Origin of the sequence: Halomicrobium katesii DSM 19301 (assembly GCF_000379085.1) — an archaeon.
In the GTDB taxonomy this organism is placed as follows: domain Archaea; phylum Halobacteriota; class Halobacteria; order Halobacteriales; family Haloarculaceae; genus Halomicrobium; species Halomicrobium katesii.
In genome coordinates, this window is record NZ_KB905378.1 from 706,903 (window position 1) to 719,780 (window position 12,878).

The 12,878-nt window shown below is 67.9% G+C and carries 14 protein-coding genes; 8 read left to right on the forward strand and 6 right to left on the reverse strand.

Annotation, left to right across the window (positions count from 1 at the left end):
* Window positions 1-38: 38 nt before the first annotated feature.
* Window positions 39-1,241 carry a PQQ-binding-like beta-propeller repeat protein gene (locus HALKA_RS0103675; RefSeq protein ID WP_018256717.1) on the reverse strand — a complete coding sequence of 401 codons (1,203 nt, stop codon included), beginning with the start codon at window positions 1,239-1,241 and terminating at the stop codon, window positions 39-41.
* An 81-nt stretch (window positions 1,242-1,322) separates the two neighbouring features.
* A complete protein-coding gene (locus HALKA_RS0103680) occupies window positions 1,323-1,859 on the reverse strand; it encodes a GNAT family N-acetyltransferase (RefSeq protein WP_018256718.1) in 537 nt (178 codons plus the stop codon).
* Window positions 1,860-1,999: 140 nt separating this feature from the next.
* Between HALKA_RS0103680 and HALKA_RS0103685 the strand changes: the two genes are divergently transcribed.
* Window positions 2,000-3,019, forward strand: a complete 1,020-nt coding sequence (locus HALKA_RS0103685; protein WP_018256719.1) for an NADP-dependent oxidoreductase — start codon at window positions 2,000-2,002, stop codon at window positions 3,017-3,019.
* A gap of 105 nt (window positions 3,020-3,124) precedes the next feature.
* The gene (locus tag HALKA_RS0103690) at window positions 3,125-3,709 is read left to right on the forward strand and encodes a mechanosensitive ion channel domain-containing protein (RefSeq protein WP_018256720.1); all 585 of its coding nucleotides are present in this window, start codon (window positions 3,125-3,127) and stop codon (window positions 3,707-3,709) included.
* Between the two features lie 54 nt (window positions 3,710-3,763).
* Here the strand turns inward: HALKA_RS0103690 and HALKA_RS0103695 are convergent, their stop codons facing one another.
* Window positions 3,764-4,450, reverse strand: a complete 687-nt coding sequence (locus HALKA_RS0103695) for a hypothetical protein (protein ID WP_018256721.1) — start codon at window positions 4,448-4,450, stop codon at window positions 3,764-3,766.
* 79 nt (window positions 4,451-4,529) lie between these two features.
* Here HALKA_RS0103695 and HALKA_RS0103700 point away from each other — a divergent pair, with 79 nt between their 5' ends.
* From HALKA_RS0103700 to queC, 4 genes are read left to right on the forward strand one after another with little or no spacing between them, the layout of a single operon-like run.
* Window positions 4,530-4,985, forward strand: coding sequence for a 6-pyruvoyl trahydropterin synthase family protein (locus HALKA_RS0103700; RefSeq protein WP_015761570.1), 456 nt, complete (start codon window positions 4,530-4,532; stop codon window positions 4,983-4,985).
* Entirely contained in the window at window positions 4,986-5,762 is a 777-nt protein-coding gene (locus HALKA_RS0103705; RefSeq protein WP_018256722.1) for a 7-carboxy-7-deazaguanine synthase QueE, read from the forward strand.
* A gap of 8 nt (window positions 5,763-5,770) precedes the next feature.
* Window positions 5,771-6,397 (forward strand): GTP cyclohydrolase I, encoded by a 627-nt coding sequence (gene folE / locus HALKA_RS0103710; RefSeq protein WP_018256723.1) that lies wholly within the window; start codon window positions 5,771-5,773, stop codon window positions 6,395-6,397.
* Window positions 6,390-7,205, forward strand: a complete 816-nt coding sequence (gene queC, locus HALKA_RS0103715) for a 7-cyano-7-deazaguanine synthase QueC (RefSeq protein WP_018256724.1) — start codon at window positions 6,390-6,392, stop codon at window positions 7,203-7,205. The genes folE and queC overlap by 8 nt, the downstream gene beginning before the upstream one ends.
* 188 nt (window positions 7,206-7,393) lie before the next feature.
* Here the strand turns inward: queC and HALKA_RS0103720 are convergent, their stop codons facing one another.
* From HALKA_RS0103720 to HALKA_RS0103730, 3 genes are all read right to left on the reverse strand, one after another.
* Window positions 7,394-7,780, reverse strand: a complete 387-nt coding sequence (locus tag HALKA_RS0103720) for a methylglyoxal synthase (protein WP_018256725.1) — start codon at window positions 7,778-7,780, stop codon at window positions 7,394-7,396.
* A 51-nt stretch (window positions 7,781-7,831) separates the two neighbouring features.
* On the reverse strand, window positions 7,832-8,095 hold the full coding sequence (locus tag HALKA_RS0103725; protein WP_018256726.1) for a HalOD1 output domain-containing protein: 264 nt from the start codon (window positions 8,093-8,095) through the stop codon (window positions 7,832-7,834).
* 388 nt (window positions 8,096-8,483) lie between these two features.
* The gene (locus HALKA_RS0103730; RefSeq protein WP_018256727.1) at window positions 8,484-8,948 is read right to left on the reverse strand and encodes a deoxyuridine 5'-triphosphate nucleotidohydrolase; all 465 of its coding nucleotides are present in this window, start codon (window positions 8,946-8,948) and stop codon (window positions 8,484-8,486) included.
* Window positions 8,949-9,211: 263 nt separating this feature from the next.
* Between HALKA_RS0103730 and HALKA_RS0103735 the strand changes: the two genes are divergently transcribed.
* Window positions 9,212-11,188: an aconitate hydratase gene (locus tag HALKA_RS0103735; RefSeq protein WP_018256728.1), complete on the forward strand. Its 1,977-nt coding sequence runs from the start codon at window positions 9,212-9,214 to the stop codon at window positions 11,186-11,188.
* A gap of 230 nt (window positions 11,189-11,418) precedes the next feature.
* The gene (locus tag HALKA_RS0103740; protein WP_018256729.1) at window positions 11,419-12,585 is read left to right on the forward strand and encodes a GNAT family N-acetyltransferase; all 1,167 of its coding nucleotides are present in this window, start codon (window positions 11,419-11,421) and stop codon (window positions 12,583-12,585) included.
* Window positions 12,586-12,878 lie beyond the last annotated feature (293 nt).

Sequence of the window (12,878 nt, forward strand, 5' to 3'; positions counted from 1 at the left end):
CGCCCCGGTTGTGGAGTGTTCCCGGCGGCGACGCGTTCCTACTCCGGAACGTCCCCGATGGCGACGAGGCCGTCGCTGCTGCTGGTCGCGAAGAACACGGCCCCGTCGGCGAGGCTCGGCGGGATCGAGGGCGTGTGGAAGCCGTCAATCACGTAGTCCCAGCGCGCCTCGCCCGTCTCGCGGTCGAACGCGGTGATCGTCCGGTCGGTGGACTCGCCGCCGTCGGCCATCGCGACCACGGTCTCGGTCCCGACCGAGCAGCCGGCGGTGTACACCCACTCGTCGTACTGCCACCGCGTCGTTCCGTCGGCGATGTCGACGGCGGTGAGTCCGTCGTCGCTGGTCACGAACGCGGTCCCGCCGTCGGTAGCGACCGTCGCGTCGAAGGTCGTCCCGTCGTAGTCGAACGAGTGGCGTTCGCCGCGGCGGTCGCCCGTCTCCCGGTCGTGGACGACGAGCGTCCGGTCGTCGACGACGAGGACGCCGCGGTCGGTCACGACCGGCGCGCTCGGGGACCGGCCGTCGAGCGAGCGCGTCCAGCGGACCGATCCGTCGGCGAGCGCGAGCGCGGCGAGAGTGGCCGCCCCGTCGACGCTGCCGACGGCGTAGACCGTCCCGTCGGCGATGGCAGGTGTGACCCGCTGGCCCGGCAGTTCGGGCGCTTTCCAGCGCTGTTGTCCCTCCGCCGCCTCGAACGCCCTGAGACCGTCGGCGTACGAGACGACGATCGTCCCCGTCGAGCGGTCGACGGCCAGCAGTTCGGTGAACCGCTCGTCGAAGCTCTCGTTCGGGCGTCGCCAGTCGACGGTGCCGTCCCGTGTATCGAGGGCGACGAGTCCGGAGCCGTGTGCGACGATAAACCGGCCGTCGACGAGGGCGCGCCCGTGACGACCCTCCCTGTCGAGCGTCGTTCGCCACCGTTCGCTGCCGTCCCGTGCGTCGAGCGCGATGGCGCTACCGTCGTTGCTGGGGTCGAAGTTCGTGGTGTAGATCGTCCCGTCGACGATCACGGGGTCCCAGCGCGTGAACGCCGCCGATGTCCAGGCGTGGCTCGCCCGCGAGGGCGCGGCGACATCCGGGGCGAACGTGTTGGCCGCGTCGGCCCCGTGCTGTGTCCAGGAGCCGCCGGGGACCTCCGGCAGTGGCGTGTTCCCCCCGCTCGTCCACGGAAGCGAGGACAGGCACCCAGAGAGGGCCGCCGTGCCGGCACAGGTCGTCGTCAGGAACGTCCGTCGATCCATACTAGCGCTTGAAATAATATTTTGATAAATCCAGCGGAACCGAGCGACCGAGCCGCGACGGCGGGCGGCGCAGCGTGGCGCTCACAGCGTCTTCTCGAAGTGGATCAGCTCGTACTCGCCCTGGGTCGAGCGGTCGACCTCGCGATAGCCCGCAGCGGGGTAGAACCGCGCCGCCGCTTCCTGACGGACGGCCGTCGTCGCCAGCAGCGTCTCGAAACCCAGCTGGGCGGCCCGGCCTTCGAGTGTCGCCAGCAGGTCCCGGCCGTGGCCACGGCCCTGCATCGGCGGGGCGACGCGCATCCGATGGAGTTCGCCAGCGCCGGGGACCGTCCGCTCGTCGTCGTGGCCCGACTCCGAGGGCAAGATCCCGCCCATCGCGACCACCGGCCCGTCGAACGTCTCGGGGACGGCGGCGTCGCTCTCGTCCTCGCCGTCCCCGATACCGACCAGAAACTCCCCGCCCACGTCGAGGTACTGGGTCTCGATCTCCCGGAGGTCGTCGGTGCCGGGCACGTCTGCCGGATCGGTGCCGGCGACACGCATCGCCCACTCGTGGAGCTCCCAGACGGCGTGGGCGTCTCGCGGGTCGTACCGTCGGAGGGTCAGCTCGCTCGCCATCGCTCTGTCCGGGAGTGTTCGGCCAGTGGCTTCAGAGTGCCGCCCGGCGCTGGCCAGTGATTCACTGCGCGCCCAACAACGCACACAAACGGACGTGCGGTGTCCGAAGCCACTTCCGGGTGCCCGTCGAAGTGAGATCGATGTCAGACACCAACCGCGTCTTCTTGCTTGCGGAGCGACCCGACGGACGACCGGACGAGGACACCTTCGAGCTGGCAGAGCGCGACGTACCGACGCCAGGCCCCGGCGAAGCGCTCGTCCGGACGCTGTACCTCTCGGTCGACCCCTACATGCGCGGTCGGATGGACGCCCGCGAGTCCTACGCCGATCCGTGGGGCGTCGGCGATCCGATGGAGGCCGCCGTCGTCGGGGAAGTCGTCGAGTCCAACGGCGCGGGCCTCGAAGCGGGGACCGTCGTCACGGGTGAACTCGAATGGGCCGACTACGCAACCGCGCCGGGGACGGAGCTGTACCCCATCGACCCCGAGCTGGCCCCGATCTCGACGGCGCTGGGCGTGCTGGGCATGCCCGGCCGCACGGCGTACTTCGGGACCAAGGAGATCGCACAGCCGACCGCGGGCGACACGTTCGTCGTCAGCGGCGCGGCGGGCGCGGTCGGCTCGGTCGCCGGCCAGATCGCGGGACTCCAGGGCGCTGACGTGGTCGGCTTCGCCGGCTCCGACGAGAAGGTCCAGTTCCTCGAAGACGAACTCGGCTTCGACGCCGGCATCAACTACAAGACGACCGACGACTACGGGGCGGCACTCGACGAGGCGGCCCCCGGCGGCGTCGACGCCTACTTCGACAACGTCGGCGGCCCGATCACCGACGCCGTCTTCACACGGCTCAACGTCGACGCCCGCGTCGCCGTCTGTGGACAGATCTCACAGTACAACGCGACCGAGCTCCCGACCGGCCCGCGCAAGCTGGCGACGCTGGTCGAGACGCGCGCCACCGTCGAAGGGTTCCTCGTCGGCGACTTCCAGCCGCGCTTCGAGGCCGCGACCCGCCAGCTTGGCGAGTGGGTCCAGCGCGGCCAGGTCCAGTACCGCGAGACCGTCACCGAGGGCCTGGAGAACGCCCCCGACGCCTTCCTGGGCCTCTTCGAGGGCGAGAACATCGGCAAGCAGCTGGTGAAGGTCGCCGACCGGGACGAGTAGATCACACGACTGGCAGTCCATCTGTGACGGCGGCAGTGCCAGTCCCGACGACCCGGTCCCGTGGGGACCCCCACGCTCTTTCGGGAGTGGCACGTAGGCGAGATCATGTTGCAAGGAGCGACGCCGGAGCCGACCTCCCAGCCGTCGACGGTGGCGATTATCGACGAGTTCGTCGACGACATCCTCGCGTCGATTCCGCGGCTGCTGTCGGGACTGCTCTTTCTCGTGCTCGCGTACCTGACGATCAAGCTCGTGCTGGCGGTCGTCCGGTCGGTCGTCGATCGGCTCTACCGGGACGAGGAGCAGCTCGTCGTCGACCTCGTGGTCACCGTCGTCGGGATCTTCCTGTGGTTCGGCGCGACACTGGGGCTCCTGAAGGTCGTGGGACTCGGCGACGTGGCCGCCAGCCTCGGCACCGCCAGCGGGTTCATCGGACTGGGCGTCGCGTTCGCGCTCAAGGAGATGATCGCCGACACGGTCGCGGGGGTGTACCTCCTGCAAGACGAGGACTTCTCGGAGGGGGACCGCGTCGAGACCGCGTCGGTGACGGGCCGACTCGTGAGTATCGACCTCCGGAAGACCCGGATCGAGACCGGCGAGGGGAACCTCGTGGTCGTCGCCAACCGCGACGTCGAGAAGCGCTGGACGCGCCACGCTCGGGCCGACGAGGCCGCCGAAACGGACGCCTGACTGCGGCAGTGGCGCGGGAGTTCGGCCGAGAACGGGAGAGGGCGGACGGAGCGGCTACTCGAAGTGCGATTCGGCGTCGGCTTTCGCCCGATCGACGACGAACGCCTCGGCCTGGGTCATCGCCCGCAGCGCCTCGTCGGTGTAGTCGACCGTGATCGACGGGAGCGCGCGTGCCAGCCCGCCAAGCAGGTCGCCGGGGTCGATGTCGATGGTCAGTGCGTAGGCCTCGGGCGAGGCGTGCAGCGGCTCGGTGAAGGCAAACTGGGCGTCGATCAGGTCGGTCGTCGCCTCCCAGTCGTAGGCGGTCGCCGCGGCGGCCCACAGCGAGTCAGCGTCCGCGGCGACCAGGGGCGCGACGGCGTCGCCCATGCGTCGCTGGCGAGCCAGCAGCGTCTCGCGGAGCTCGCCTTTGCGGTCCGGTGGGACGTCGGACCGGAGTGCGTTCCAGTAGAGGTCGCGGGCCAGAATCTCGTCGGCGAAGGCCTCGAAGTCGTCGTCACTGGCGGCATAGGAGAGGACCGCGTCGAACTGGTGGAGGATCGCGTCTCGGTAGGACTGCAGTTCTGGCTGGACGATCTTCCGGTCGACCGTTTCGCTGTGCGAGAGGAGGCGATCGATCACCGCCCCCTCCGGACCGGTGGCGCTGCGCAGCGCCCGCGAAATGCTGAAGGCGTCGCTGGTCTCGCTGGCCAGTCCGTTGACGTACCGCTCGAACCCGTCCCTGACGGCAGCGCGTGTCACGTCTTCCCGTGAGGGCCGGATCCCCCTATCGGTTTCGACGGTTCGGACGTTTTAAGCACCCCCAGAGTAATACCCAGGTATGGCTGAAGGATTATCGACCGAGCGGTCGGACGCGATCGCCGACGCGGGCGAGCGAGAACTCGTCGTCGGCGGCGACCGTCCCATCCGGATCAGCACGGGCCACCGTATCATGCACCACGACGGGAAGTGCAGTCGGCCCCACGGCCACAACTACGAGGTGACGGTCCGGGTGACCGGAGCGCTCACGGCGGAGGGGTGGGTCGTCGACAAGGGCGACGTGACCGACGCCATCGACGAGTGGGACCACCGCTTCCTCGTCGAAGCGGGCGATCCCCTCGTCGACGCCTTCGAGCGCAGCGGCGACGGCGACGCGCTGGTCGTGCTCGACCACCCGCCGACAGCAGAAGTGATGGCGATCGTCCTCGAAGAGCGACTCGCTGAATCACTTCCGGACACCGTCAGCGACGTGGGAGTGACCGTCCGCGAGACGGGCGAACTCGCAGCGGGGCCGTAGATGCCCGTCGACGCCGACCCGGTCGCGGAGCGAGCGGCCGAGACGCCGCCAGAGGCCGACGCCCTACCGATCAACGAGCTGTTTCACTCGCTCCAGGGCGAGGGGAAGCTGGCGGGGGTCCCGTCGGTGTTCGTCCGGACGAGTGGCTGTAACCTCCGGTGTTGGTTCTGTGACTCCTATCACACCTCCTGGGAGCCCAGCCACGCCTGGCTGACGATCGACGAGATCGTCGCCGAGATCGAGGGCTACGAGGCCGACCACGTCGTGGTGACCGGCGGCGAGCCGCTGATCCACGAGGAGACCGTCGACCTGCTGGAGCGACTCGACGAACGAGGCTACCACACCACCGTCGAGACCAACGGGACCGTCGCCGTCGACGCGCCGATCGACCTGGCGAGTGTCAGTCCGAAGCTGGCGTCCTCGACGCCGACGCCCGAGCGGGACCCGACCGGCGAGGGCGACTGGGAGCGACGCCACGAGCAGCGCCGCCTCGACCACGAGGCGCTGGCGACGCTCGTCGAGCGCTACCCGACCCAGCTGAAGTTCGTCGTCACCGGTCCCGACGACGTGGCGGAGATCGACCGGACGGTCGAGGAGCTTCGAGAGCGAACCGAGACGACGATCGACGACGCAGACGTGCTGTTGATGCCCGAGGGGCAGACGCGTTCGGATCTCGACGAGACGCGCGGGGTCGTGGCCGACCTCGCGCTGGAACACGGCTACCGATACACGCCGCGACTCCACGTCGACCTCTGGAACGACGCCCCGGGCACCTGAGACACATCATGACCGACGAGACAACGATGGAGGACGCGACCGAGGCAGCGAACGCCCCGGCCGCAGTCCCCGACGGCGAGGGTATCGACTGGGAGAAAGCACAGGAAGGCACCCGCCTCCTGCTGGAATCGATGGGCGAGGACCCGACCGCGGACGGCCTCGAAGCCACCTGGCAGCGCCGGGTGCCCGCACTGTTCGAGACGTTCAGCGAGGCCAACCGCGAGGCCGAGAAGCCGACGATGCGGACCTTCGAAGCCGATCAGGAGGGACTGGTCGTCAAGACCGGTATCCCGGTGTATAGCCTCTGTGAGCACCACCTGCTGCCCTACCACGGGACGGCACACGTCGCCTACCGACCGGACGAGCGGGTCGTCGGCCTCTCGAAGCTGGTCCGGTACGTCCGCTGGCAGGGCCGCAAGCCCTCGATGCAGGAACGCCTGACGCGCGACATCGCCGACGGACTGGCGGCAGAACTGGACGCGGCGGCCGTGCTGGTCGAAATCGAGGCCACCCACATGTGCGAGGCCATGCGCGGCGTCGAGACCGCGACCACGACGACGACCCGCTCGGTCGTCGGATCGCCGACGACGACCGAACGCGAACGCTTCACCGACGCCGTCAAGAAACATGAGTGACGAACGATCCGCCGCCGCCGACGCACCGAGCGGCGACGACCAGTCGGCCGCGGACGGCCCGACCACCGACGCCCCACAGACGACTGACGACCCCGATTCGGCGGACGACTCGCCGACGGCCGACAGCGCCGTGATCCTCGCCTCCGGCGGGATGGACAGCGCGACAGCGGCATACGAGGCCATAGATCGGGGGTACGAGGCGCTGTACCTCCTGCACACGAGCTACGGCCAGGCGACCGAAGAGACCGAGCGCGCGTGTGCCCAGGCGCTGGCCGACCACGTCGACGCGGCCGACTTCCTCCACGTCGAGACCGGCCACCTCGCACAGATCGGGGCCTCCTCGCTGACCGACGAAGAGATGGCCGTGGCCGACGCCGATCTGGACAGCGACGAGATCCCGACCTCCTACGTCCCCTTCCGGAACGCGAACCTCCTGTCGATGGCCGTCTCCTACGCCGAGGCCAACGACTGCTCGGCGATCTTCATCGGCGCACACAGCGAGGACTTCTCGGGATACCCCGACTGCCGCCCGCAGTTCTTCGAGGCGTTCCAGCGGGTGATCGACGCCGGGACGAAACCCGAGACCGAGATCGAACTGGTCGCGCCCTTCGTCGAGTGGTCCAAGACCGACATCGCCGAGCGCGGACTCGAACTCGGAGTGCCCTACGAGGACACCTGGAGTTGCTACCGCGAGTCCCCGCCGGCCTGTGGCACCTGTGACGCCTGCGCCTTCCGGCTCCAGGCCTTCCAGAACCTTGGCGAGCGCGACCCCGTCGAGTACGCCGAGCGGCCCGACTACACGGAGTAGGGAGCCAGAGGACCGTCGCGTGATTTTCGTTCGACAGAGTGGATCGGCCGGTCAGTCGGGGTGCAAACGACCTTTTGCATCGTCGGGTACCCTCGCTTCGCTCGCCCGGGTGCTGTTGCGCCGCGCTTCACCAGGACTGGTTAAAGAAGAGAGCCGATTCGCGCGAACTCGAACCCGATTGCGTCGCTTTAGGACTCGACGCCGGCCTCTGTGGCCAGCCCGTCGAGCAGGTACACCGCGCCGGTCTCGGTCGTCGCCAGGGGCACGTCGTGAACGTCGCAGATCCGCAGGAGCGCCGAGATGTCCGGTTCGTGTGGCTGGGCCGTCTGGGGATCCCGCAGGAAGACGATGCCGTCGATCCGGCCGTCGACGACCTCGGCACCGATCTGGGTGTCGCCCCCGACCGGTCCCGACTCCTTGCGCTCGACGGTCAGGTTCGTCTCCTCGGTGATGCGCTTGCCGGTGGTGCCGGTCCCGACGAGTTCGAACGTCGAAAGCAGGTCCTCGTACTCCCGTGCCAGATCGATGATGTCGGGCTTCTTCTCGTCGTGTGCGATGAGCGCGACGCGCGTCATAGCGAGTGGGTGGTACCCCTCGTCTATAGGTGTGATGCACGCCGCCGGGGACTACTCGACGGCCACGTCGCCGTCGCTGGTGACGGTCACGTCGTACCCCTCGACCGCGAAGGTGATCGTCTCGCCGCTGCCGTTGACGACCGCGGCCAGCTCGTCGGCGTCGACGTAGCTCCCGAGATCGTCGATCTCCGCCGCCGTCAGGTCGCTGCGCTCGGCCAGCGACTCGACGATCACGTCTTCGGCCGGCGTCGGACTGACCCACTCGTCCCCGGCGTCCCCACGAATCATGTACACTGTGCTGTCGTCCGAGTCCATACACGGTCGAACGACCCCGACACATATAATCCGGTACGAGTAGTTTCTGGCTCTGAAACAACCGGAAACAACGGCACTCGGCCTCGACAGCGAGCGTCGTGACTGGGCGAGCGAAAATAGGCCGGCCGCGAACAGCGCGTGCCGACCCAGTGACCAGACTGACGAATCCGGGCAGCCGTTCTCGCAGTGTACGGGAGCCGCTGCCCTGGCATCACCTCCGAAGTGATGCAGTTGTGCGGTACACGGCACCGCATCATAGTTCTTTCGCCGACCGCGCGGCGTCGGAGTCGCGACCGACCGCGAGAGGGACAGCTGGCAATTCCATACTGCCACCTGTCCGTCCGGGTCGAGTCGCAACGACCGACCGCGAGAGGGACAGCTGGCAGTATCAGTCGAGTTTCTCGTGCTGGTAAGAACCCTCGTAGGTCTCCTCGTGGGCGGCCTCGGCGAGGACGAACTGTGCGATCCGGGCGTCCGATTCGAGTTCGATCTCGTGGTGGACTTCGAGCAGACCCTCGCCGCGGCCCTCGTAGCCGGCGTCCCAGACCGCGGTGTGGAGCATACAGGAGTTGCGCATCAGCGACGACCGCGGGTAGACGAAACCGACGTGGCCTTCGGGAACGGCAACGCGTTCAGCGTACTCGGCGACGTACGCGCCCGGTTCGAGCCGATAAACGCCGTCGTCGGGATCGATCTCCGTCCGGTCACCGACGTGCTTGTCGCCGCGTTCGATCCGACCCGGCTCGACCTGTTCGGACACCGCCGCGAGCGTCAGGTCGACGCCGTTGGGCTGGATCTGTTCGGGCCGCAGGTCACCCAGCGCCTCGGCGACGAAACGTCCGCTCTTGTACATGCCCCATCGGTCGGTAACCAGCGTGATGAGCCTTCCGAGACCGGCACGTCGAACCGGGGGACGCGAGGCGGATCCGGATGAACAATGGTTCGGATTTCCCGAGCAGTATCGAACGATCGGCAAAGATCGTCGGCGAGAGTCACGAGAAACTGAGCAGATCCGGAAGCTAACGGGCACAAAAGGCCACAATTCGGCAGCCACCGCTCGAAAACTCGCGGGAATACGCGGGATTTATACGCGCGCGCCGTCGACTCACGGACGTTATGGGACAGACGCTCACGGAGAAAATCCTCGACGATCACCTCGTCGAAGGCGAACTCACGCCCGGCGAGGAGATCGGGATCGAGATCGATCAGGTGCTGACACAGGACACGACTGGAACGCTCGTGTGGCTCCAGTTCGAAGCGCTGGGGCTCGAAGAGGTCCAGACGGAACTGGCCGCACAGTACTGTGACCACCAGACCTACCAGTTCGACTTCAAGAACACGGACGACCACCGCTTCCTGCGCTCGGCCGCTGGGACCTTCGGTGCCCACTTCTCCCGGCCCGGCAACGGTATCTGTCACAACGTCCACAAGGAGAACTTCGCCGCGCCCGGCAAGACGATGCTCGGCTCGGACTCCCACACGCCGACCCCTGGCGGACTGGGCGAGCTCGCGATCGGCTCGGGCGGCCTCGACGTGGCCGTCGCCATGGGTGGCGGTGCCTACTACATCGACATGCCCGAGGTCGTCAACGTCCGCCTGGAAGGCGAGTTGCCCGAGTGGGCGACCGCCAAGGACGTCATCCTCGAACTGCTCCGCCGGCTCTCGGTCAAGGGCGGCGTCGGCAAGGTGCTCGAATACACCGGCCCCGGCGTCGAGAGCCTGACCGTCCCCGAGCGGACGACCATCACCAACATGGGGACCGAGCTCGGTGCGACCACCTCGATCTTCCCGACCGACGAGAACACGGAGGACTACCTCTCGCGCCTCGGTCGCGACGAGGAGTACGTCGAGCTCCAGCCCGACGACGACGCCGAGTACGCCGACGAGATCGTCGTCGACCTCTCGGACCTCGAACCGCTCATCGCACAGCCGTCCATGCCCGACAACGTCGTCCCGGTCGAAGAGGTCGAGGGCGTCGACGTCGAGCAGGTCATGATCGGCTCCTGTACGAACGGTGCCTACGAGGACATTCTGCCCTCGGCGAAGATGCTGGAGGACCGCAACGTCGACAAGAAGACCGAGATGATCGTCGCGCCCGGCTCCAAGCAGGCCTCCGAGATGCTGGCCCGTGAGGGCTGGACCGCGGAGATGATGGCCGCTGGCGTCAACTTCTCGGAAGCAACGTGCGGTGCCTGTATCGGCATCGGCCACGTCCCGGCTTCGGACTCGGTCTCGCTGCGGACGTTCAACCGCAACTTCGAGGGTCGCTCCGGTATCGAGGACGACTCCGTCTACCTCTGTTCGCCGGAGGTCGCCACCGCGGCGGCACTCAAAGGCGAGATCGTCGACCCGCGCAACCTCGCCGACGAACTCGGCGATCTGGACGCGCCGGGCATCGAGCTGCCCGACGAGTACATCGGCAACTCCGAGTCGGACCTCATCGCGCCCGACGAGGCCGTCGACGACGAGCTCATCAAGGGCCCGAACATCGGCGACGTGCCGCTGAAGGACCCGCTGGGACCGGATATCCATGGTGAGACGCTCCTCAAGATGGAGGACAACATCACCACCGACCACATCATCCCGGCGACGGCGGACATCCTCAAGTTCCGCTCGAACATCGACAAGCTCTCTGACTTCACGCTCTCGCGTGTCGACGACACCTTCGCACAGCGCGCGAAGGACAACGACGGCGGCGTCCTCGTCGCAGGCGAGAACTACGGCCAGGGCTCCTCGCGCGAACACGCGGCCCTCTGTCCGATGTATCTCGGCATCGACGCCGTCCTCGCACAGAGCTTCGCCCGCATCCACAAGGCGAACCTCTTCAACTTCGGGATCGTTCCCCTGGAGATCGACGCGGACACCTACGAGCAGATCGAGCAGGGCGACGACGTCGAGATCGTCACCGACGTGGCCGACGCCATCCAGTCCGGCGAGACGGAGTTCACGATCCGTGTCGACGACGACTGGGAAGCAAGCGCCACGCTGGACGCCTCCGATCGCGAGCGCCGGTTCCTCGCCTCCGGTGGCAAGCTCACCCACACGAAACAGCAGTACGAGGACGACAGCGGCGCTGCGCCCGCGGACGATTAGAGCGAGGGGCGCTGTGAGCGTAGCGAACAGCGGCCCTCGTCAGTGCGAGCGGGAGTGAGCGAAGCGAACGACACGCGAGCAGCGGGGGGCGTCGCAACTGAAAGGAGCGACGGCCCTCGCTATTGCGAGCGCGACGGCACTCACACTTCGTTTTTCTTTTGGGAGCGCGACCAGACGCGGGGGTGGCCGGAAGGCCGAATCTTGATACGCGCGGCCTCGACAGTCGGTGTATGGGCACGTTCCGTAGCGTCACCGAAGACGAGCGGGCGACACACCAGCGGATCAAAGATCACGTCTGGGGGGACGGCGGCGTCCCCGATCCGGACGAGGCGGTGCCGCGGGCGCTGGGCGAGCGGTGGGCCTACGTCGAAGGCGGGCGGTTCCGCTCGATCTGTGCGCTGCTGGAGATCGACGTGCGTCTCGCGGGGGAATGGCGCACCATCGGCGGGATCAGGGGGTTCGTCACGCCGCCGGAGCACCGCGGGCAGGGATACGGACGGCGGCTCCTGCGCGGGGCCGTCGCGGAGTTCGCCGACCGCGGACTGTCCTACGCGGTCCTGTGGCCCGCGTCGATCGACTACTACCGAGAGCGAGGCTGGGGACTGGTCCACACGGAGACCGCCTACGCCTTCCCACCGGATGCGATGGCAGATCCCGGCCCAGCGGGACGCTTCGAGCGCGTCGGTCCGGACGACTTCGGACGCCTCGAAGCGGTGTGGGAGGCCGACGCCAGCGACTACGAGCTGGCGCTTCGACGGACCGAGCGGTGGTGGCGCGAGCGCGTGCTCGACGACGCGTGGGCCTACACCTGGACGGCGGACGGGGACGACGAGCCCGCGGGCTACGTCGTCTACAGGCTCGACCGCGACGCCGAGACGCTGACCGTCGAAGAGCTGGCCACCCGGAGCGAGCGGGCGCGCCGACAGCTGCTTGGCTTCCTCGAACGCCACGCTCCACAGGCCGACCGCGTGGAGTGGGAGTGTCCGCGGGAACGACGGCTGCTGAGAGAGGCCGCCGACCCCGACGCCGTCGAGGCGTCGGTCGAGCCGGGAGCGAGCGGATACGTCGTCGACGTACCGACGGCGATCGAGGCGCTCCCCGCCGAGCGAGGGCCGGCGAAGGCGGTGACGATCGAGGTGACCGATCCGCTCGCGCCCCGCAACGACGGGCGGTTTCGAGTCGAACCGGACATGACGTGTCGGCCGCTCGAAACCGGAGCGACGATCGACGATCCCGGTCTCGTGGTCGACGCCGCCGTCCTGGCGCAGTTGTACGTCGGAACGCTGTCGATCGAGACGGCGGCGGCCCGCGAGATCGTGACTGCGACCGACGACGCCGTGGCTGCGCTGAGCGAGACGTTCGGAGCGCGGGACGTGTACGTGAGCGATTTCTTCTAGTGGTGTCGGTGGGTACCGGTTCGAGAGAGCCGCGACGCTGTGGTCGCGAGAGCGGTCACAGAGAGCGAGTCGCCAAAACGAAAGTGGGGTGGGATGGTTGGGGGGATGTGGGGGTAGCACCCAGTTGGGTGCGTTTACTCTTGCGTCCTTGATAGTTAAGAGCTTTTTGGCACGATGTGAGACGTACACGCCGGTCGCAGGAGCGAACATGTCGTGTCTCGGTGGGCCCGAGAATAGAGGGTGTGTCGATCACCGGGAACCCCGGAGGCCGCCATCCATTAGTGAGCCCGCGA

Coding starts and splice junctions, on each gene's coding strand:
- HALKA_RS0103690 (WP_018256720.1), top strand. CDS start 3,125: ATGTTGCAAGGAGCGACGCCGGAGCCGACCTCCCAGCCGTCGACGGTG.
- HALKA_RS0103685 (WP_018256719.1), top strand. CDS start 2,000: ATGTCAGACACCAACCGCGTCTTCTTGCTTGCGGAGCGACCCGACGGA.
- HALKA_RS0103735 (WP_018256728.1), top strand. CDS start 9,212: ATGGGACAGACGCTCACGGAGAAAATCCTCGACGATCACCTCGTCGAA.
- HALKA_RS0103720 (WP_018256725.1), bottom strand. CDS start 7,780: ATGACGCGCGTCGCGCTCATCGCACACGACGAGAAGAAGCCCGACATC.
- HALKA_RS0103680 (WP_018256718.1), bottom strand. CDS start 1,859: ATGGCGAGCGAGCTGACCCTCCGACGGTACGACCCGCGAGACGCCCAC.
- HALKA_RS0103730 (WP_018256727.1), bottom strand. CDS start 8,948: ATGTACAAGAGCGGACGTTTCGTCGCCGAGGCGCTGGGTGACCTGCGG.
- HALKA_RS0103740 (WP_018256729.1), top strand. CDS start 11,419: ATGGGCACGTTCCGTAGCGTCACCGAAGACGAGCGGGCGACACACCAG.
- queC (WP_018256724.1), top strand. CDS start 6,390: ATGAGTGACGAACGATCCGCCGCCGCCGACGCACCGAGCGGCGACGAC.
- HALKA_RS0103725 (WP_018256726.1), bottom strand. CDS start 8,095: ATGGACTCGGACGACAGCACAGTGTACATGATTCGTGGGGACGCCGGG.
- folE (WP_018256723.1), top strand. CDS start 5,771: ATGACCGACGAGACAACGATGGAGGACGCGACCGAGGCAGCGAACGCC.
- HALKA_RS0103675 (WP_018256717.1), bottom strand. CDS start 1,241: ATGGATCGACGGACGTTCCTGACGACGACCTGTGCCGGCACGGCGGCC.
- HALKA_RS0103705 (WP_018256722.1), top strand. CDS start 4,986: ATGCCCGTCGACGCCGACCCGGTCGCGGAGCGAGCGGCCGAGACGCCG.
- HALKA_RS0103700 (WP_015761570.1), top strand. CDS start 4,530: ATGGCTGAAGGATTATCGACCGAGCGGTCGGACGCGATCGCCGACGCG.